The sequence below is a fragment of the Aeribacillus sp. FSL K6-2833 genome (assembly GCF_037965815.1).
GTDB classification, from domain to species: Bacteria; Bacillota; Bacilli; order Bacillales; family Aeribacillaceae; genus Aeribacillus; species Aeribacillus composti.
This window is the reverse complement of record NZ_CP150189.1, coordinates 3,401,918-3,423,366: the sequence shown is the minus strand read 5'-3', so window position 1 is coordinate 3,423,366 and position 21,449 is coordinate 3,401,918. Positions and strand designations below refer to the sequence as shown.

At 37.0% G+C, this 21,449-nt stretch carries 16 protein-coding genes and 2 pseudogenes; 9 read left to right on the top strand and 9 right to left on the bottom strand.

Features of this window, described 5'->3' with window-relative positions:
* Window positions 1–6 precede the first annotated feature (6 nt).
* The 7 genes and pseudogenes from NSQ94_RS16505 to NSQ94_RS16475 all read right to left on the bottom strand — a co-directional run bounded on the left by NSQ94_RS16505 (window position 7) and on the right by NSQ94_RS16475 (window position 8,086).
* Window positions 7–1,056 (bottom strand): DUF917 family protein, encoded by a 1,050-nt coding sequence (locus NSQ94_RS16505; RefSeq protein WP_339194184.1) that lies wholly within the window; start codon window positions 1,054–1,056, stop codon window positions 7–9.
* 12 nt (window positions 1,057–1,068) lie between these two features.
* Entirely contained in the window at window positions 1,069–2,634 is a 1,566-nt protein-coding gene (locus tag NSQ94_RS16500) for an OPT/YSL family transporter (protein ID WP_339194185.1), read from the bottom strand.
* A gap of 2 nt (window positions 2,635–2,636) precedes the next feature.
* Window positions 2,637–3,308, bottom strand: coding sequence for an aspartate/glutamate racemase family protein (locus tag NSQ94_RS16495; RefSeq protein ID WP_339229721.1), 672 nt, complete (start codon window positions 3,306–3,308; stop codon window positions 2,637–2,639).
* A 304-nt stretch (window positions 3,309–3,612) separates the two neighbouring features.
* Window positions 3,613–4,806 carry an ISL3 family transposase gene (locus tag NSQ94_RS16490; RefSeq protein WP_339229719.1) on the bottom strand — a complete coding sequence of 398 codons (1,194 nt, stop codon included), beginning with the start codon at window positions 4,804–4,806 and terminating at the stop codon, window positions 3,613–3,615.
* A 137-nt stretch (window positions 4,807–4,943) separates the two neighbouring features.
* Window positions 4,944–6,548, bottom strand: a complete 1,605-nt coding sequence (locus NSQ94_RS16485) for a PucR family transcriptional regulator (protein WP_339194189.1) — start codon at window positions 6,546–6,548, stop codon at window positions 4,944–4,946.
* Window positions 6,549–6,952: 404 nt separating this feature from the next.
* Window positions 6,953–7,483 (bottom strand): annotated as a pseudogene (locus tag NSQ94_RS16480) (beta-galactosidase trimerization domain-containing protein); the annotation flags it as partial.
* 192 nt (window positions 7,484–7,675) lie between these two features.
* Window positions 7,676–8,086: a hypothetical protein gene (locus NSQ94_RS16475; protein WP_339194191.1), complete on the bottom strand. Its 411-nt coding sequence runs from the start codon at window positions 8,084–8,086 to the stop codon at window positions 7,676–7,678.
* A gap of 809 nt (window positions 8,087–8,895) precedes the next feature.
* Between NSQ94_RS16475 and NSQ94_RS16470 the strand changes: the two genes are divergently transcribed.
* A complete protein-coding gene (locus tag NSQ94_RS16470; RefSeq protein WP_339194192.1) occupies window positions 8,896–10,182 on the top strand; it encodes a dicarboxylate/amino acid:cation symporter in 1,287 nt (428 codons plus the stop codon).
* Between the two features lie 186 nt (window positions 10,183–10,368).
* On the top strand, window positions 10,369–11,319 hold the full coding sequence (gene manA / locus NSQ94_RS16465) for a mannose-6-phosphate isomerase, class I (RefSeq protein WP_339194194.1): 951 nt from the start codon (window positions 10,369–10,371) through the stop codon (window positions 11,317–11,319).
* Between the two features lie 100 nt (window positions 11,320–11,419).
* On the opposite strand, the gene NSQ94_RS16460 is transcribed toward manA, so the two are convergent.
* Complete coding sequence (locus NSQ94_RS16460) at window positions 11,420–12,280, bottom strand: alpha/beta hydrolase (protein ID WP_339194195.1); 861 nt, start codon at window positions 12,278–12,280, stop codon at window positions 11,420–11,422.
* Between the two features lie 196 nt (window positions 12,281–12,476).
* On the opposite strand from NSQ94_RS16460, the gene NSQ94_RS16455 reads away from it, so the two are divergent.
* Entirely contained in the window at window positions 12,477–13,007 is a 531-nt protein-coding gene (locus NSQ94_RS16455) for a competence protein ComK (RefSeq protein ID WP_339194197.1), read from the top strand.
* Between the two features lie 100 nt (window positions 13,008–13,107).
* Here NSQ94_RS16455 and NSQ94_RS16450 read toward each other — a convergent pair whose 3' ends face one another.
* Window positions 13,108–14,058 (bottom strand): LytR family transcriptional regulator, encoded by a 951-nt coding sequence (locus NSQ94_RS16450; RefSeq protein ID WP_339194198.1) that lies wholly within the window; start codon window positions 14,056–14,058, stop codon window positions 13,108–13,110.
* A gap of 193 nt (window positions 14,059–14,251) precedes the next feature.
* Here NSQ94_RS16450 and NSQ94_RS16445 point away from each other — a divergent pair, with 193 nt between their 5' ends.
* The 6 genes and pseudogenes from NSQ94_RS16445 to NSQ94_RS16420 form a co-directional block, all read left to right on the top strand.
* The gene (locus NSQ94_RS16445) at window positions 14,252–15,040 is read left to right on the top strand and encodes an SGNH/GDSL hydrolase family protein (protein WP_339194199.1); all 789 of its coding nucleotides are present in this window, start codon (window positions 14,252–14,254) and stop codon (window positions 15,038–15,040) included.
* Between the two features lie 825 nt (window positions 15,041–15,865).
* Window positions 15,866–16,981, top strand: coding sequence for an IS4 family transposase (locus NSQ94_RS16440; RefSeq protein WP_003352762.1), 1,116 nt, complete (start codon window positions 15,866–15,868; stop codon window positions 16,979–16,981).
* Between the two features lie 200 nt (window positions 16,982–17,181).
* Window positions 17,182–18,333, top strand: coding sequence for a UDP-N-acetylglucosamine 2-epimerase (non-hydrolyzing) (wecB, locus tag NSQ94_RS16435; RefSeq protein ID WP_339194200.1), 1,152 nt, complete (start codon window positions 17,182–17,184; stop codon window positions 18,331–18,333).
* A 329-nt stretch (window positions 18,334–18,662) separates the two neighbouring features.
* Window positions 18,663–19,058: a glycerol-3-phosphate cytidylyltransferase gene (tagD, locus tag NSQ94_RS16430; RefSeq protein ID WP_339194202.1), complete on the top strand. Its 396-nt coding sequence runs from the start codon at window positions 18,663–18,665 to the stop codon at window positions 19,056–19,058.
* Complete coding sequence (locus tag NSQ94_RS16425; protein ID WP_339194204.1) at window positions 19,051–20,280, top strand: CDP-glycerol glycerophosphotransferase family protein; 1,230 nt, start codon at window positions 19,051–19,053, stop codon at window positions 20,278–20,280. Before tagD ends, NSQ94_RS16425 begins: the two co-directional genes overlap by 8 nt.
* Window positions 20,243–21,436 (top strand): annotated as a pseudogene (locus NSQ94_RS16420) (CDP-glycerol glycerophosphotransferase family protein); the annotation flags it as partial. The gene NSQ94_RS16425 and the pseudogene NSQ94_RS16420, both read left to right, overlap by 38 nt.
* Window positions 21,437–21,449: the final 13 nt, after the last annotated feature.

Here is a 21,449-nt window from a genome sequence, read left to right as displayed (position 1 = left end):
CTCTCCTTATACAATTTTTTTGTTAATAACAGGTTCAATGGTTTTTAACAAATTGTAGTTATACATGGTTGAGCTTAATTTCAAATTCTCTTTTGGAACGGAAATGACGGCTACTTTCAGTCCCTCTTTCACCTCAGCACTGACAACCGGCATTCCTGTTTCGGCATTGAAAGTCATAATTAAATCAGGAAATGTCCCTTTTCTCTGGCCATTGACTTCGACTGTCATGTACTCATTCCAAAATGTTAATTCCAAGTCATCAACTTTTACAAACCCTACATCAAAACCGCCTTTTTCTTCAAGCTCGCAATAACTAACCGTTCCGGAATGAATAACACGCCCTTTTAAATGGGACGCAACGGCTTCAATTCTTTCCGGTCCCTCCGGTGCTGACAAAAAGACTTCGCCGAGTTCAATTGCTTGAGTAATGCCGCCTACTGCTGCATTTTCTTTTACATAATCAACAGTTACCGGATTTCGGCAAACGGCAACCATTCCGCCCGCTTCTACTGAAATACTTCTGACAATTTTACCGGCTGATTCCAGGGATGATTTTACGACACCTTCCACTTGTCTTTTCCCTTTTCCGCCGGCAAATGACTGGATCGAAACATAACCGTCAACTTCAGACAAATTCATGGAGCCCATCGCCCCTGTTGGATGGGCGCGTCCGTTGCTTGGCGCATCAATAACCGGCAGCCCGGTTGCCGCTGCCTGCAGCCAGCCATTTATCGTTGTTGCTGCCCCATTTTCATTTGTCATAAGCGCTTTAATAGGATGGTGAAACTCCTTTAGCATCCGGTTTACAGTCTCAACAAACTGGTCGGAACTAACAGAAGCTTCCTTAGAAGATGGAGCCCCTACTAATGAAACATTGACTACATAATCGCCGCCCTGTAATTCATCAATTGAAACTAATTCCGGCTGGCCAATGGAAAAAGTAGACTCGGCTTTTTGGAGACCGTCATGAATCCAGCCTCCGCCTCCCCCGCCGAGAATACAGCCGCCGTAAACGGCTTTTTTCGCATCTTCCATCGTTAATGTTTTTCTAGCCATTCTATCACCTCATTATTTCGCTTTAAACACGGATGAGAAGAAACTATATAATGCATCGCCGGCAATAAATCCAGCTGCGGTCGTATACATCTTATTTTCAGCTTCAGATCCTATAAATTTGATAACAAGAACGCGAATTATTAAACCGACAATAACAGCCCATCCTGCTAAAGGATTCATAATAAGCAACCCAGTAGCCAGCATAATGCCCAATTGTCTTTCCGTACCGCCAATCAGCTGAATAATCACCCCGGGAATGGCCCATAAGAGCAACATAAGACCAACATTCCCGCTTAATCCAGACTTAATGGTGGATGCATATACATGATCAACCGGCGGAACTAAGCCTTGTCCAAAAAAGTTCTTGGAAAATAGGGCAACCATCACAATTGCGATAATGAACCCGATAAATGCACTTTTCAATTGTATTTTCCGTCCATATAATTCTTGTTCAACGGAAACGCCAGTCCGAATGATGTTGCCGGATTTCAAATCATATCCAAAATCTGCAAAAGCAGGTCCTGTTGCTGCTGTAAAACCGGTCAGCAATGCTAATGCAACTGGCGGGAAGCCGAGTATCATGCCGATTAACAATGAAATAAGTGTTACCGCAAATGCCGGGAACCAACCGGAGTGCATAGCCGCAATCCCGACTATAATTTCATGCACTAATGCAGCAAAAGCAGCAAATATAATGAAAAGAATCAATTGACCAAATGGCATTTCAGTAATGAGCCCGCCCATGACGGCAATTAGAATAGCGATTCCTAAGTAAAGCAGGAATCCAAAACCAAAACCTTTTTTAATATCGTCAGCACCGCGGGTATATTCGTATCCGCTTGTGTCTGTAACTTTTCCACCTTGTTTTCTCGTTTTCGTAAAAGTAATGATAAACTGAATAAGAGCAACGAGACCTGCGCCGATCATCATGCCATGTGGGATATAATAGTCTCCTAAATTCAAGCCAAACAACGGTTGCGAGTATCCGTTAAGTAATAAACCAATACCGAACATGCTCAAAGCCCAAAAATTCCCGATGAATGCAACACCAAAGGCCGACATGGAAATGCCGAAGTGGGATCCAACTAATCCGCCAAGAATCCCCAATCCAAGATATTTTGCCTTTTTGCCGCCTTCATCACCGGCTTTTAAAGCTTCGGCCGTGGCAACACCTGGAGGCCATACTTCGTTTGCCCCGAAAAGTTTCGTATCGAAAACTTTATAAAGGATAAGGGCATCGGTTAAAAGCGCCAATCCGGCTCCGATTAACATTGGGATAATAAGGTCCGGCAAGCCCATTACAAATGGAAGTCCAATTGGTATTAATAAACTATTGGCAGCCCCAAAAGTGGCAGCTGAAATGGATGTCTGAACTAAATTTTGATTTTCCAACGACTTAAATTGTTCAAAGATTTTAATTGGAATTCTCGCAAATAACATGGCGATTAATGCGCCAATAATGGATGTATTTGGCGTAATACCGAGCGTTGTAATTAGTTGCATCCCGATAATGGCGCCAAAAATAGAAATAAGAACAGAAAAAATAAAAAAGGTTAAATTGAATGTCCTATTTTGCATCTTTATGACCCCTTTTTAATTAATTGATAACCAATCCCTTGCGCCTCCACTAAATCGATAACAGGTACAGAAATTTTTCCGTTTAAATAATCTTTAAGTCCAATAGTGGAAAAACCTGTACAAGCAAACAGGATACAATCGGCGCCAGAGTTGATGACATCCTTTACTACTTCTAATAATTCATCTTTTGCCGTGGAAGCGAATAAATCGGTTGTTTTTCTAAGAGAAGGATGATAGGAGTAGGAATGGAATTTCCTTCCCAATTCCTCTTTCATTCGTGCTGGAGGTGCGTCGGTAATGCCAATGATGCCAATACGGTTTCCTACCATACTTGCAGCATGCGCCCCACAACCCCCAGCACCTAAAACCGGCAAATCAATTTCATTTCTTGCTTCATCCAAGCCTGGATCTGCAGCACAACTAATGGTAATGGCATCAATGTTCGGTTTTTCCGCCAATTCTTTAGCTAACTCAACGATTTTGGGTATGGCTTTTTTCTCCGATTCATCATCGTATATTCCATTAGGTTGCGATGGAATACAGCGTGTGACCGATTCTATGGAAAAATATTCTTTCAATTTCTTCCCGTGTTCATTTAAAATTTTTTCATCATCAGTTGTTAAAACACGAATAATCCCTAACAATTGAACCACCTCTATCGGATTTTTCACCATTATAAATTTTTCAACTATTTCTATAAATGCAAAAAGAGTGAAATCATTTTCTTTCTGAATTATCCATATTGTGCATTGTTGATCTTTACGCAAATGATCTATTTGATAAAAAAAGAGTCTCATCACCATATTCTGTGATGTTCACACAATTCCGGCAATAAGTTAGCAAGATTGATACTCAATCTAGAGTAGCTCCTTCGTCAGCTTGCAGACCACTAAGTGGGTAGAATGGAAGAGGTCGAGCGCTTTCCTTGACGGATTCCATTCTACCAACTACAATGCGGAAAGCTGATGAAGGGCATGGTTAAGCAACCTGATTTTTATAAGTTTTACCTGTACATTCCAAAAATACACGTAGCCGAAATCTTTCAAGGTTTCTGAAGCCAAAAGCACGTCTTTTGATGTTCTTACTCTTATGGTTTGTACCTTCAATCCGGCCATTCGTAAAAGGGGTAAGAAAATATTGTAAAATTTGTGCCTTCCAATTTTCTATCGTCTTGGCAACTTGATGAAATGAAGGAAATGGGCTGCTCCATGCGAGTTGAATCCATTCTTCTAAGAGTGAATCAGCTGTATCATAGTCATTCACTTGGTATATTTCTCTAAAGAGTTCTTTTAGAAAATAGGCATATGACAATTCTGAATGCTCTTTGAGCATCTCGTCTAATTGTTGTTTTTCATTAGCCGTTAACTTTTCAGAACCTTTCAAGAGTTTAAACCGTCCCTTTTTTAGTCCAGGAGTTTTCTTTCTAACTTGGTCAAGTGCATGTGTCACCTTTTGCACCACATGATATTTATCAATGACGATACAGGCCTCTGGGAATATAGATTTAACAGCTTTATGGAAGGGATCCCACATATCCATAACAACGGTATGAACGCATTTATCAGACAGAATCTTCTTGGCAAGTAAGATCTGAGTTGAACGATAACTCCGTTGATGTTCCATACCAAGCACACTCCCGGATTGGGTATCCATAAGAACTGTTTCATATCGGTGACCCTTTCGGACAGCGATCTCATCAAGGCTAAGGATTAATTCATTGTTTTCTAAAACACTTTCAAGAGTTTCTAAATGCTCCTTCTCTTTTTCTTTAGCAACGGAATAAAATATTCTCTCAACGGTTGTATAAGGTATTTTTTCCTTTCGACTCACTTCTTGGATAGTAGAGCCAATGCACATTTCGTACAGATATTCTCTGTACCGATTGGTCTGATGCTTATTAGGACGGATAGATTCAAATGTTTGTGAAAATACCTCATTACAGTTGTGACAACGGTATCTATACACTCTGACAAATAAGAAAAGGGGCTTACCTAATACGGACAAGTCACGAACCTTTCTTGTCCGCCAGTCATGGACATGACTAGAAAAAAAACCGCAGTAAGAACAGCGTTCTTCTGTAGTATTTTTCTCAACATGTAACAAATTGCAATCTTCAAGAAACACTTGTTTAACAACTTCAAATTCTGGCAAATCTAGTGATACGGAAAACACTTTAGAACCTCCTGTTATGTTAAGTGACGCTAACATTATTGCCAGGAATTCGTGAGTGTTTTCCTTATTTTTTGGGTTAAATCACAAAATGTGGTGATGAATCAAAAAAGAGAGACGAACCATTTATTTCGCCTCTCTTAAGCTATTTTCATGATTTTTAAGCAAAATATTAAAATAAAACGATTTTCCGAATTGTTTAAATCTATATTTAGTAATTGTTCAATTTTTTTCAATCGATAGGTCATCGTACGCCGATGAATAAACAGAATTTCTGCCGACTTTGAAACATTGCCATTTTCCTGTAAATAAACTTCCAATGTTTTTAATAAATCATTCTTTTTATCTTCCAGCAATGGCGCCAAAAAGTTCAGTGCGTATTGTTTCGCAAACGGGTCATCAATTAAATTTAGTAAAAACTGATAAATTCCCATTTCATTATATGTGTAAACATATTCTCCCTTTTTTACATTCGAACCGACTTCGATGATTTTTGTAACAGATTGCACGACCGTATCGAGGTTGGCTCCTTTTCCAAAATAAGGACTAATCGAGACATATAATCCCCTTAAAGGATCCAATTTATTGTACGCCTCTATTTGGTTTTTCCACCGTTGGACCATTTCACTATAATTCTCTTCAATACCTGTTAGGAGCGCATAAAATTTTCTGTTTTTCATAAAGATAAACACTTGACTTTTATGAATTTGCAATTGCTCAATGAAATCCATTAACTTATTTCGAATTAAACCTTCATAGTCAATCAAAGACGGATTGGAATACGGGATGTTTAAACTGTCCGAATAAAAGTGAATAATGACATTATTCTTTTCGTTTGCCTGATCCAAATGGTCAAAACCCTTCAGAAACCCATTCATTTGTTCATAATCGTTTAGACGTTTTCTCTGATTATACAACTGTTCTTTCAATAATACATCTTTTAGCTTGTTCCCCACTTCTTCTAAATGATTTTGAAAGACAGGATCCGTGATTAAAGAATTGATACAGTGAATGTGGACAACGGCAAATACGCGGTTTTTATAAGTAAGCGGGATAATCATTTGCTTTCGATATCCTTCTATACTAAATAAAATATTTTTCGTGTGTGAAAATTTAGTTGTCCACTCCTCCAACATTTCATCATACCGCTGATAGGTTGGCAGTGAAAAAAGTGCCGTTGACTTTCTCCATCCATCGGATGTAAAGTTTTTTGCAGCATATAGAAGTCTTCCTTCGTTATCTTCTATATAAACGGATCCATTTAACATCTTTGATAGCACATCAAGCGCTTCTTGAACCGAATCGATTTCCATTGCTCCAAATTTTGACAAAGGATTTTCCGAACGACCCTGTCCAAAATACTTCTCTTTATATAAACATTCATAAAGTGGTGTTAACACGTTTATATAGGAAATGTTTTTAGGCAAAGAGATGATGGGAAAGTCATGTTGATTGGTAATGGCAATCATTTCTTCCGGAAGCGTATCAATAAATCTTCCGACTTTTATAACTAAACCAGCCGCCCCAATCGATATCAAATCCTTTACAACTTGAATTTGTTTATCCGGATCGTCTTTTATTGAATAAAAGGTTGTTAATACTAACATACCGGGAGTTGCCCAATTCAATACTTCCGGTACTTCCATGACTTCAACGGTTTCTATTTTCCGGAAAATCCCCTTTTCACCAGCAACGATCTTTCCTGAAGCTAATTCGCCAATTTTTAATGCATCTTTTACTTTCATCCCTTCATCGCCTCGAAAAAAAATTTGAAAAGGAAATATTTTTTGAACATTATATCACCAATTGAAAAAGATAGTAATACAAAATTGTTGAGAGTAAAGGAAATAGTTCGTATTTTCGTAAAAATTTTATAGTTAATGAGGTTGATTGTTCGTTTTATAGATTTGGAAATATAGGGCATATCTATAGGTCAACCCGTTATTCTCCTGAAAAAACCAATTACTCTATTCAAGTTTCTAAAGGATTGTCATTAACCGAATACGATAGCTTGTGAAACCGCTTTCAATAAACTGAACTTCAAAACTTTCATTATTATATAAAAAAGACATTGATTGTTGCCAACAGATTATAAAACTCTCATAAGCAGGAGGTTTTTCTCCCGCTCATGAGATTGTGTGCAAAACAGCTAATTCGTTCTCGTTTTTTCTACAATTTTTACCTCATATTTTTCTAAGGTCACTTCACCTATTAATTCCTTGCCGGTTATCATATCCTTGACCGTTGAATGAAACGTAACGGATTGTGCTTCCTCCGTAAAATTCATTACAAAGATATAGTCATTTTCATTGTCATGCCTTACTTGGACAGATACACCTTTGCCATGCTGAACAGGACAGGCGGGTTTTAGCGACAATTCCTCCATTAAATTATTATAAAAATCAGTCTGAAATTGTCGTTCTAATCTCGCACCTATGAAATAAGCTTTACCAGCTTGATATTGATGGCTGGTTATTGCGGGTGTATTGGCATAAAAATCTTGCAAATAAATTCCTTCACTCTTTGCAGTATATAATTCCAGGACTGTGGCATAATCCCTCAACTCATACTTTTTATCATGGTATAAAACGTAATTCCGGTCCTTTGGATAGAGGCTGTCTGTTTCAATCGGTTTCATCCCAAAAATTTCTTGTAAATTTTTAGGCCATCCACCTAAATAAAATGTCTCATCACCATATTCTGTGATGTTCACACAATTCCGGCAATAAGTTAGCGAGATTGATACTCAATCTAGAGTAGCTCCTTCGTCAGCTTGCAGACCACTAAGTGGGTAGAATGGAAGAGGTCAAGCGCTTTCCTTGACGGCTTCCATTCTAGCCACTACAATGCGGAAAGCTGATGAAGGGCATGGTTAAGCAACCTGATTTTTATAAGTTTTACCTAACACCATGGCAAAAATGGCTTCGTCATACTGAGAAGCAGCCTCGGAATCATCCATGATTTTACGTAATAGCCGACCAAGCCCTAACTTTTCCCATACCTTTCGGAACAGATAAACCGGCCCAAACTCTTTTGTCCAAAGCACGGAGACAGAAGAGGAAGAGCCTTGCCCGTGAATTCGGTCAAAGTAACGCTCTGAAAATTTGGCTAATCCCTCGATTATGTTATCGACAGAGCCATTCTCTAATAAATGTTCTAACCTCCCTAGATTACAAAGCGTTTGTTGCCGAACTTTATTGTCTACACGAAATGTACGACATATTTGTAGATATTGACGAACAGAACCATTTTTATTTTTTTGCTTATTAATTCGAATATACATAGCACTAATAGTATAACATATATTACATATTATTGAATATACAAAAGTTATCCACATAACACTACATAATGATTATATTTTCGATAAAAAAAGTGGATAACTATTGGTATAATCACCTTTAGTTATCCACATGTAGTGAAATGGTGTCAAACTTGAGTTATGGAATTTGAGAGAAAAAAAAGAGGTGTTATATTCGCCGCTCTCATCCATTTTTACGCATGATACACCACAAGAAATAGTCCAACGAGCATTCGGTGGAAAGATGTAAGATAAAGTACATGGACATCACAGTGGCTGCACTTTCTTTACAGGAATGGCTGAAATAAAACCTTTCAGCTTATCGGCAGTAACTATTTGAAACGAATGAATGATTCTAAGAAAACTCGATCGCATCGTCTATCGCCCGTTGTGTTTTGATTTTTTTTGGGGTTACAAATGGACAATCGGTTATGAAAATGGTCATCGTTGGAGTTACGACTGAAGCATGAGAGTCGTTGGGCAGTAGTTAACCTGCTCTGCTAAGGAAGGAGAGCAAGCCGTTTACGTTTCTTTGGAGTGACAAGCTCGTTAGACTTTAAGTGTGAGTAGTTGAAAAGCAAAAATGAATCTATTAAGAGTTTCCGCTTCTGTTTCCCAGAATGACTAGGGAGGTGCTGATCCTTTCTCATTTTTGGCCATTCAAATTAATTTTGAGACCAAAAAGAACAAAAAGATTAATAAAACCATAATATTAAAACTTTTTGAACATTCTATTAACATAGATTTACGGACATTTGAAAACGTTATCAAAGGGGAAAGGAGAGAGATAAATGAGAATAAACTTTAAAAACCTGACAGTACAGGTTATTATCGGAATAATTTTAGGGATTACAGTTGGATTTTTATTCCCGGAGTTCGGGGCAAAATTAAAGATTTTGGCAGATATTTTTATTAAACTAGTGAAAATGGTGATTGCACCAATTGTATTTTTCACCGTTGTCATCGGTATCGGATCGATGGGTGATCTGAAAAAAGTAGGCAGGATCGGCGGGAAAGCTCTGATCTATTTTGAAATTGTTACGACGATAGCTCTAGCTATCGGGATCTTTGTCGTAAACATGATGAAGCCTGGTGAGGGCTTTAACACCGATAGTGTGCAAGGAGGCGATATTTCTCAATATACGAAGCAAGCAGAAGAAGCAAATCACGGTGCTTTGGACTTTATCATGAGCATTGTGCCAGAAAATGCTGTGGGAGCGCTTGCGAATGGAGAGCTCTTGCCAATTTTATTCTTCGCAGTCCTTTTCGGATTAGCAGCGGCAAGACTAGGGGAAAAAGCAAAACCTGTTATGAATTTGTTTGAACAATTAACAAATATCTTTTTTGGCATCGTAAATATGGTTATGAAAATTTCACCGATTGCAGCTTTTGGTGCAATGGCCTATACAATCGGAAATTTCGGTCTGGGATCGCTTGTGTCTTTAGGAAAATTAATGGCCTCTGTCTACATGACGATGTTCTTATTTATCGTGATCGTGTTGGGACTGATCACAAAATTTTACGGGTTCAGCATTCTAAAATTTATCGCATATATAAAGGAAGAAATATTGCTTGTGTTAGGAACTTCCTCCTCTGAATCCGCATTGCCAAAATTGATGGAAAAGCTTGAGAAGTACGGATGTTCTAAGTCTGTTGTTGGTCTTGTTGTTCCGACTGGGTATTCTTTTAACCTAGATGGAACGTCGATTTATTTGTCAATGGCGGCTATCTTTATTGCACAGGCATATGGAGTCGATTTAACCATTTGGCAAGAACTGACTCTACTTGGAATTTTAATGCTGACTTCAAAAGGCGCTGCAGGTGTGACTGGTTCCGGATTTATTACATTAGCCGCTACTTTGGCTGCATTTCCAATGGTTCCGGTTGAAGGAATTGCACTTCTCATCGGTGTTGACCGATTTATGTCAGAAGCCCGTGCGATTACGAATTTAATTGGAAACGGTGTCGCAACAGTTGTTGTTTCAAAAATGGAAGGAGAGTTTCATCCGGAAAAAGCTTCTCAAGAAGAGCAGGCTTCCAGTCAGGCGGCTGGCACTGTATATGCTAACGAACAGTGATCCGAAAATTTGATAACAAATCAAAAGGAAAAGGATGCTTTAAAGAATTCAGCATCCTTTTCTGTTTTGATATTGAAGGTTCCTCTTCAGCGATCTCTGTATAAAAAATGAAAAAAGGTGAAAAAATTTCAAGAACTGCTTAATATAAATAATGGGGAAATTATTGCAGAAAGGGAGTGGAACAAGATGGTGCAGTCTCCAATTTTTTTAAAGCCTGTTTTTAAAGATCGAATATGGGGAGGAAAAAACCTTCGCACTCATTTTCATTACGAAATTCCAACGGAGACAACAGGAGAATGCTGGGCGATTTCTGCCCATCCGCATGGTCAAAGCATTGTAGCAGAAGGAAAGTTTAAAGGGAAAACATTGGGTGAATTATGGGACAACCATCGAGAATTGTTTGGCGGAATAAAAGGGGATCGATTTCCTCTCTTAACGAAAATTCTGGATGCAAACAACGATTTGTCCGTACAAGTGCATCCAGATGATGAATATGCAAAAAAGCACGAAAATGGTGAATTAGGAAAAACGGAGTGCTGGTATATCATTGACTGCTCAGAAAATGCGGAGATCATTTACGGTCATCATGCCAAAACGAAAGAAGAGCTCGTATCCATGATTCAAAGTGGAAAATGGGATCAATTGCTGAGAAGAGTAAAAATAAAACCGGGCGACTTCTTTTATGTTCCGAGCGGCACCATCCACGCCATCTGCAAAGGAACGCTCATCCTTGAAACGCAGCAAAGTTCTGATACGACTTACAGAGTGTATGATTACGACCGCGTAGATGCAAACGGAAATAAAAGAGAATTGCATTTGAAACAAGCGATAGAGGTGGCGACTGTTCCTCATAAAGATTACACGATTGAACGTTCTGTGGAAGTAAAGGAAGGAGCAACGATTACCACATTTATCAAAAACGAATTTTTTTCAGTTTACAAATGGGAGATTGACGGCGAAGGGAAGTTTGTTCAAAATCATCCGTTCCTTCTTGCAAGCGTGATTGAGGGAGACGGGGAGCTTACTCATGATGGCCGTTCATACACACTAAAAAAAGGGGCTCATTTTATTTTGCCGAACCAAACGGGCGATTTCGCAATAAAAGGAAAATGTGTTCTCATTGTATCTCATGTATAAAACATTTATCCCGACTCTTCTTTCTCCTTTTAAAGGAGGGAGAAGAATCGGGGTTTTTATTGAAAAAAGGTCATTCGGTTGAAGAAATACTTTCCCCAACTCAATTGTACCCCCATAGAAATTCGCCGATATACTTGTCCACTTTCGGATGCTCATGAAGACCGCTGTGTGTGGCAAGTTTATCTTTAACAATGATTTCATGATAATTTTCTAACGGAACAATATTTCTAGCGCTGAGAGCGCTCTGGATGGAGACAACTCCATCACTGTCTTTATACTCGGGATTGATCCCTGCGATATTGAGAACTTTCGTTTTTTTAGAAAATTGATTCCGGTTGTTCAATATTTCTAGTAAAGCATGAGAATCTGGCTTTAAATCAATGATTGCTTTACCTGTATTCAGCTTATGGTAAGATTCCTGTTCTATTCCTTGAAACGGGCTGCCTATGACCACCATTTTGCGGACAATCGGGTAATCCTTCAAGTTGTTCGTGTCCTCGATATATTTTGTCGAAACGAGTCCTCCCATCGAATGAGCCACAATGTATAGCTCGTCTACCGAATAGTTTTCTTTTAATAAGCGCATTGCCTTTTTCAGAGAATTTGCCGTTTCCTCAATACTTGTGCGGTTTTCCTCAAAAACAATTTGTATAAAAGGATTTTTTAAGTTTTGTGGGATTGTTCCGGAAATATGGACAATGCCCATGCGATCAACTCGAATGACCATTGATTTTATTCCCCAGCGGTAATCATATTCAAAACGATGCAGCATATGTTGGAACGAGCGCATTGTTCCTTTATAGCCATGGACAAAGATGGTCGGAATTTGAGGTTCAATGCTTGCAAAAGAGTCGTTTGAATCGACATGCTTCGAGCGCCACGTAATAAAAAAAACGCTTAAAAGAAAAAACGTAAATAAAAAAATAGATGCCATTCGCCCCATCGTCGATTTTTTTCTCACGATAAGTTCACCTCGTAATGATAATATTATACTAATTTTTTGGTTTTATCATGGAATTTTTTTCTTTTTTTACAAAAAAGTTTAGAAATTTACCAAATTTTCTTGAAATTCGTGTATAATATACATCGAAAGAACTAGTAAAAAAGTCTAATGTCATGCAAGGATTGTCAAATAGTGAAGAAAAAGGGGTGAAAGAGTGGAGCAGGTCAAAAATTATATTGTAACTTGTGACACGTTAGCATTGCTTCCTTTTTTTAATACGTATGGGGAATGTTGGACAATTGTTATTGAAAAGTATGAAAAGTATCTTGTGAAAAAGAAGCCGAAGGATCTTTTGGCGGAGAGCTGCAGCTATTATGGTGTGTCTCTTAACGGTATCATTGAGGCAGCTAAGAAAATCCTGCCGCGCCAGCGCATGCTTCCTGTATGCATTCCTGCCCTTGATCTTTGTTTTTTCCCTACTAAATCAATGGAGCATTTAGACTGCCAATGGATTGCGCATTCGGCTATTCGACATGTCGTTTCAAAAGGAAAGCATTCAACAATCGTTTTAATCAATCATGAGAAAGTAGTAGTGGAGAAGCATATGAGTATCATTTACAACAAAATGAAAAGTGCGTCTCATATCAATGATACATATAAGAGAAGGATCAATGAGGGGAAGGAATACCATTCCTTTATTTTATATGAGAAGCCATCTTGTTATGATTGTAAACGAAAATCATAATGCTGCTGAATTATTCTAGGCTTGCGGGGATTTTTTATTATAGGGAATGGCGGCAGTTCTTATAAAAATGCGATCGAATGGTGAACTGCCGCACTATTTTTTATTTTTCAGCGGTTTCCTTCTTTAATTCCAAATGTTTTTTCAGCTCGTTGGAAAGGGAAAGACGTTCATCTTCAGGCACAATATAGTAGTAAATGCCGTTAATTTTTTTCCCGCTCCCTTTTATTTGATGCTGAATGACATTTTTTCGGGCATCTTTGTAATTTTCTTGAATTGCCCACATTTCATCAAATGTAAGATTTGTTTTTACATTGTTTTCAATGACTTTAAACATTTCTCCAAATTTTGTAATGGATGTAATGCTTGCTCCCTTTTCAATAACCGCCTCAATAATTTGCCGCTGCCTTTCCTGGCGGCCGAAATCGCCCCTTGGATCATCATATCGCATTCTTGAATACGCAAGAGCTTTTTTGCCATCCAAGTGAATGGTTCCTTTTTCAAAATGGTAGCCCTCATAAGTGAAATCTAAATCATTTTCAACCGTCACACCGCCGACTGCATCGACAATATCGCGAAAGCTTTCCATATTCACTTTGACAAAATAATCAACCGGCACATCTAAGAAATTTTCAACCGTTTTAATAGCCATTTCTGTTCCGCCGAAAGCATAGGCGTGGTTAATTTTGTCTTGAATGCCTTTTCCGACAATTTCTGTTCTTGTATCGCGGGGAATGCTGACCATTTCCATTGACTGTTCTTTTGGATTGACTGTCATCAAAATGAGCGAATCAGACCGTCCTCGGTCTCCTTTTCTTTCATCAACACCCATCAGCAATATGGAAATAGGATCGCGATTTTTAAAGTTGACTTTCTGATCGCGTTTGTCTGATTTATCCCGCCCGATGTTTTCTTGAATGTTGGCAATGGTCGATTGTGCTTTGTTCCAAATGTAAAAGGCATAGGATCCCGTGGCAATAATGAAAACTACAATGACTGATAACAAAATCCAGAGCCATTTCTTTCTCTTTTTTCTCTGTCTATCTGATCTCATAATTTCATCCCTCATTACTAAATTTATCTAATCTGATTATAAGTTTCCAATTCTATTAAGACAATATATTTGTGAGGAAAATATTTTCGTATACACTTGTCAGCACCGCTTGAAAAAATGAATTGACAGCATGGAACGGCAGGGCATTTTCCGCTATAATAAAGTGAGAAATTTGTCGTTTGGAGGATTATCTGTGAAAAAAAGGATTATTGTTAGTAATGTTGTCGTTTTATGTATAGCGTCAATTATTGTCGGCCATTTTTATTGGAAACAGAAAATTTCAAAACCGACAGCTGCTTCTGTGGAATCATCTGCAGAAAATATAAAGGAAGACAATAGTAAACAAAATGATACACGAGAGGACTACGCCAAAAATTTACCGGAGGATGTTCAGAAAAAAATCAAAACAGCATTAAAAGAAGAGAAACAATTGAACTTTGTAATTTGGGGATCTGAATCAGTTCCTTCCGATCAAAATGGGTGGCCGGAAAAACTGAAAAAGGAGCTTCTTTCTGCATATGGAGATGAGCTCTTTAACATCTCGATTGTTTCCGATGCCGAGGAGACAACGCATAGTGTATTGAATAAAAAATTATATAAAAAAATTGCAGACAAAAAACCTGACATCCTCCTTTTCGAGCCGTTTATTTTGAATGATAACGGCGTTGTCGGCATTGACAATACTCTAAGCAACATTACGGACATCTTGCGGAAAATTCAAGAAGCAAATCCTGACGTATCGATTATGCTGCAGCCTGCACACCCGCTCTTTGGTGCAAAATTTTATCCTAAGGAAGTAGATGCGCTCAAACAATATGCCGAAGAAAACCATTTTACATATTTAAACCATTGGGAAAATTGGCCGGATAAGGAAGACGAGCAATTGAAGCAATACGTTACAGAAGACCGATCCAAACCGAGCGAAAAAGGAAATCAGGTATGGGGAGAGTATTTAATTAAATATTTTGTCGCTGCGGATTAATGATAAATTTTTTCGGAAGGAAGTATATAATATAACATTTTCCGGGAAATAGTGATTTTGTCGATTTTTTTGTTGAGAATGGTAGCTTAGACAAAGATCAACGTCAAGGCAAAACGCTGTCATTTTTTAGTTGTTGTTTCCATAGTGTTGCTAGCTGTCGGTTCATAATATATGAAACAATAGTGAGGATTGTGCTAAATAAAAAAAGCTTCATCCCTGTCTACTGTCGATTTAGGCACATTTTTTTTTGCGGCAACTAAGACATAGTCAAAAGAAATACTGCGAATTGTGTGTTGACAAGCATTCCATAGGAAGCTGGCTGCCTTTGAATTCTTATCGGCATATGCAGAGAAAAACGAGAGGTTGGAGAACATTTTTAAATTTGTATAGAAAAATATAGGATTTGCTCCAAATTGTGCGACAGATCCTAAGCTTCGCCAATGAGTCGAAAGGGTCAACTTTATGAATCAAATTTATGAATCAAAACATTTATCGGCAGCGAGATGTTCGCTATTCTGCTAGAGCATCACCGACTAACTTGGTTACCCTGAGGCAATTGTATCCTTTATTCTCTATTCTAAGCCGAGATGAACTAAAGGAGGACTTTTTGGAATATTCGATTAGAAAACGGAAATATTAGGTAAAAAATAAGGGAATCTCAAGAAATTTACAAATCAGTTTTATTCACTAGCATTGCAGTAATTAAATCTGATGATTCAAAATACTAAGAATGTTCAATTTTTTATTGATTTCGAAACAAAAAAAACCTTTACAATGGAAGTACAGGTGGTTCCTGCCCAAATCCAATCGTAAAGGATAACCATTATGGACAAGAATACACTAATTTCATCATTTGGTAAATGGGTTTCACCCATAAATATTCAAAAACTTAGCGAACAAGTCAAAGAATTGAAACAGGACTATTACACAAAAAAGCTGACAACAGAAGCCTATATTAAACTTTTATTGGTAGCCCAGCTGCTCGAATTTAAGAGCTTAGAGGAAATGAGTGATGCACTTGTAGACGAAGATCTTCAAAAAGCACTCGGATTTGAATCGATAAGTGCCTCTCAGCTATCCCGAAAAAACAATCAGATCCACCCACTCATTCTTGCAAATTTGTTCTTGGATCTTGTTTGGAAAATTCAACGGTACCATTATAAAAACGGAAAGAATATGCCACTGAAAATCATTGATTCAAGTACACTCCCGTTGAACTTGACCCATTATAAATGGGCAAAATTCCGGAAAACAAAAGCTGGTGTAAAGCTACACTTACGGCTTGTTTTCATGGATAAAGACACCGTCTATCCTGAAAAAGCAGTGATTACGACAGCAAAAGAACATGACCGAAATCAACTCGAAGTCCTAGTGGATGATCAAGAAGCCATGTATGTGTTTGACCGCGGTTATGTGGACTATGAACGTTTTGATCGGATGACAGATGATGGCTATTTCTTCGTTTCAAGACTGAAGAAAAACGCAGTCATTCGTGAAGTCTATACATTTTCACTTCCTGATGATTGTCACGTTCTATCCGATAAAATGGTCTACATTGGTACCACACAAAATCGTACTGAAAATGTCTTTCGTCTACTAGAAGTTATGGACACAAAAGGGAACTTACTTCGTTTCATCACCAACCGATTTGATTTAAAACCAGAAGAGATAAGTGATATTTACCGATCTCGCTGGGCTATTGAACTCTTTTTCAAATGGCTCAAGCAACACGTAGAAATTAAGCACTTTTATGGAATGAGTGAAACAGCTATTCAAAATCAAATTTTCTTAGCCCTGATCACGTATTGCTTACATGTTCTCATTCAATTGGAGATGAAAAGTAAGAAATCCCTACTTCGAATTACTCGTTGGTTAAAGAGAGCTCTGTGGAAACCAGCTTATGTTTGGTTGCGAAAATTTGATGGGCGAGCCAGTCCATAATCTCCCTTTTGTCGTTGTCGCTCTGGTTTAACTGTATATATTTACCAAATGGGCAGTGCCACCTTTCTTTAGGTTTTGTCTTTTTGGCACAAGTTCACAAAAATTAATTAACAGAAAATTCTAACTATATTTATGCAATGCTAATGAGTTTTATTAAAAATGTTAAGATATATTATGTTCGAAAAAAATTTGTGAAGGTGATGTTCTTGAAAAAAATTAAAGTAATGACGATTTTTGGAACTAGACCTGAAGCAATAAAAATGTCTCCGTTAGTGCTGGAACTCAAAAAACATACAGACAAAATCGAGTCATTTGTAACCGTTACGGCACAACATCGCCAAATGCTTGATCAAGTATTGGATGTTTTCGGTATCGTTCCGGATTATGATTTGAATATTATGAGGGATCGGCAAACGTTAGTTGATATTACGACAAGAGGATTAGAAGGCTTAGATGGCATAATGAAAAAAGTAAAGCCTGACATTGTTCTTGTTCATGGAGATACCACGACAACATTTATTGCTAGTTTAGCTGCGTTTTATAACCAGATTGCCGTTGGCCATGTGGAGGCGGGGCTTCGCACTAATAATAAATTTTCTCCATTTCCAGAGGAAATGAACCGCCAATTAACAGGAATTTTGGCGGATTTGCATTTTGCTCCCACTAAGAAAGCATTTGAAAATTTAATAAAAGAGAATAAGCCGGAAGATTCGATTTTTATAACAGGCAATACGGCAATAGATGCTTTAAAAACAACAGTAACAGATGATTATCACCACGAAATTTTTGATGAAATTGGAAATGACCGAATGATACTGCTTACTGCACACCGACGCGAAAACTTAGGGCATCCGATGAGAAGTATGTTCCGGGCCATTAAAAGATTAGTAAAAGAATTTGCTGATATCCAGGTTGTTTACCCTGTTCACCTTAATCCGGCTGTTCGCGAGGTAGCAGTTGAAATTCTCGGAAATGACAGCAGGATTCATTTAATTGAACCACTGGGAGTTTTGGACTTTCACAATTTTGCCGCCCGTTCCCATATTATCCTGACAGACTCCGGCGGCGTGCAGGAAGAGGCTCCGTCTTTAGGTGTACCTGTTTTAGTTCTCCGCGATACAACTGAACGACCTGAAGGAATTGAAGCAGGAACCTTGAAGCTTGCCGGTACTGATGAAGAACAAATATATCAATTAGCTAAACAACTGCTTACAGACGAAAAGGTATACCAGAAAATGTCGCAAGCATCCAATCCTTACGGAGACGGCAAGGCATCAGAACGAATTGTAAAGGGGATTCTGTATTATTTTGGTTTTGAAGATATAAAGCCGAATCCATTTGAGATTATTTAACAACCAATTTTTCAAAAAGGGTAATTCCTGCAGGAAGACTTTTTTCAATGGATAGCATCTCGTCTATGTTAAAATATCAGTTTGAAATTAAATTTGTTAAGGCTTATAATGGATGATGTGCAAAAAAATGAAAGGCTTTTTATTTTGATTTGACTGTCCATTTGTAATGTAAAAATTAAATTTGATTAATGTTGTATTAAAAAGTTATAATAATGTAAATTAAATGTAAATCCTTTGTGGATTTTTTTGTTTATTATGATAATATAGCAGAATTATATAAATATGAATGGTTCTTTGGATACTTTCCTTAAATAGGAGGAGGGATAAAGGTGAAAAAAGTTATTACTTATGGAACATTTGATTTGCTGCATTGGGGTCATATCAATCTATTAAAAAGAGCGAAAGAACTTGGGGATTATTTAATTGTCGGTCTTTCAACAGATGAGTTTAATGAGCAAAAAATGAAAAAATCTTATCATTCATATGAAAATAGAAAATTAATCCTTGAGTCAATTCGATATGTCGATGAAGTTATTCCTGAAGAATCTTGGGATCAAAAAGTTCGTGACATCCAAGAACATGATGTGGATATTTTTGTAATGGGCGATGACTGGAAAGGACATTTTGATTTTTTGAAAGATTACTGCCAAGTAATATATTTACCAAGAACAATTGGCATTTCGACAACTAGAATTAAAAAGGATTTAATGATAAAAAATGGTTAGGGAATTGGCTATTTGGCTTTACTTAGTTGTTTTTAAAGTTTTTTTTCAAATTTTTAAACTTTTTCCACTAAAAAATAAAGTGACATTTGTTGTTTCTTTTGGTGACAATTCGTTATATGTTTATAGGGCTTTACGGAAACAAAATGTGAATGCAGATGTAATTTTTTTAGCAAAACAAAAAACTGATTTTTTAAAAGAAGTCGATGAACCTGTTTTATCTTTTGAAACGGCGAATGTCATAGACATGATTCAATCGATTTACCATCTCGCTACTTCAAAATATATATTTATTGACAACTACTACGGTTTCCTATCGGCTGTTTCGTTTAAAAAAGAAGTTCAATGCATCCAATTATGGCATGCTGCAGGAGCCTTAAAACAGTTCGGTTTAAAAGATTTATCTATTAAAAAGCGATCCAAAAGAGCTCAAAAAAGATTTTTAAAAGTGTATGAAAAATTTCATAAAGTTGTTGTCGGTTCGAATGAGATGGCCAAAATTTTTATGGAGTCATTTAATCTTACCCCTGATCGGATTTTAAAAACAGGGGTTCCGCGTACCGACCTTTTTTTTGACTTAAAAAGCAAAAAAGAGATTCGAGACTATTGGTTTTCTCGTTTTCCGACAATGAAAAATAAAAAAGTAATCTTATATGCTCCGACATATCGAGATAATTTAATAGAAAATTTTCGGATTCAGTTAGATTTTAAAAAAATGTACGATGCTTTATGCGATGAATATATAATCATCATAAAATTGCATCCTGCTGTTCGCAAGCAGGCGAAAAATTTAGAATCAATCTATAATGGTTTTGTTTATGATTTGTCTGAATATGACAATATCAATGAATTGCTAATTATTACGGATATATTAATTACTGATTATTCTTCGGTGCCTTTTGAGTTTTCATTACTTCAACGGCCTATGTTGTTCTTTGTTTATGATTTTGATCAATATAGCCATACAAGGGGTATTATAGAAAATTATAAAAAAGAAGTTCCGGGGCCGATAGTCTATAACACGGATGAAATTATTCAGCATATTAAGAAAGGCGACTATAATATTGAAAGCATTGTTGAGTTTTCGAAAAAATGGAATCAATATTCGGATGGAAAATCTAGTGAAAGGTTAATTAGGGAACTGTTTCAATCGGATTATTTTATGTATAAGGGTGTAAGTTATGAATCAAAAATTCATGGGATTGGTAAAGAAATTCAAGGTTAAGTCAATCGCGTTAAAGATATACAAATGGATCTTTATAGTTATTTCTAAACTGCCAGTTAAAAAAAATTTTATTATCTTTGAAAGCTACTTAGGAAAACAATATAGCTGCAATCCCAGGGCAATCTATGAGTATTTGCAGAAGCATCATCCGGAATTCAAAATGGTTTGGAGTGTACAGAAAGGGTATACAGATGTTTTTGTAGAAAAAAAAGTGCCTTATCTTAAACGTTTTTCTCTAAAATGGTTGATTGCAATGGCTAGGGCGGAATATTGGGTTTTCAACACCCGGCTTCCGCTTTGGATCCCGAAGCCAAAGCATACAATATACTTACAAACTTGGCATGGCACACCGTTGAAAAAGCTGGCAAATGATATGGAAGAAGTCCATATGCCAGGAACGAATACTGAAAAATATAAGCGAAATTTCACCAATGCAGCAAAACGATGGGATTACTTAATTTCACCTAATCAATATTCAACCGAAATATTTGCACGGGCTTTTAAATTTGAAAAAACAATTTTAGAAACAGGATATCCAAGGAATGATTTTTTGTATACACATAACACAAAGCAAATAATTGATCAATTAAAGAAAAAACTGGATATTCCAGTAAAGAAAAAAGTGATTCTCTACGCTCCTACATGGCGCGACGATCAGTTTTACCAAGTTGGAAAATATAAATTTGATTTAGCTCTTGATTTAGGAAAACTGAAGGAGCAATTAAAGGATGATTATGTCATTCTGTTAAGAATGCATTATTTAATTGCAGAAAACCTTGATTTAAGTAATTTTGAGGGATTTGCATATGATGTATCCGATTATGAAGATATTCGTGATTTGTATTTAATTTCAGATCTCCTCATCACTGATTATTCATCCGTATTTTTCGATTATGCTAATTTAAAACGGCCGATCATCTTTTTTGTATATGATATCAATAGTTATCGGGATAAACTTCGCGGTTTCTATTTTGATATTGAAAAAGAAGCACCTGGACCGTTGGCATATACTACAGATGAGGTGCTACAGCAAATTCAATATTTTGAACGTAACAATTTTGAAGTTCCACATTCTTTTGAAATGTTCTATAATAAATTTTGTTATTTGGAAGACGGTGAAGCTTCTAAAAGAGTTGTGGAAAGTGTGTTTTTTTGATTTTTATTTTATG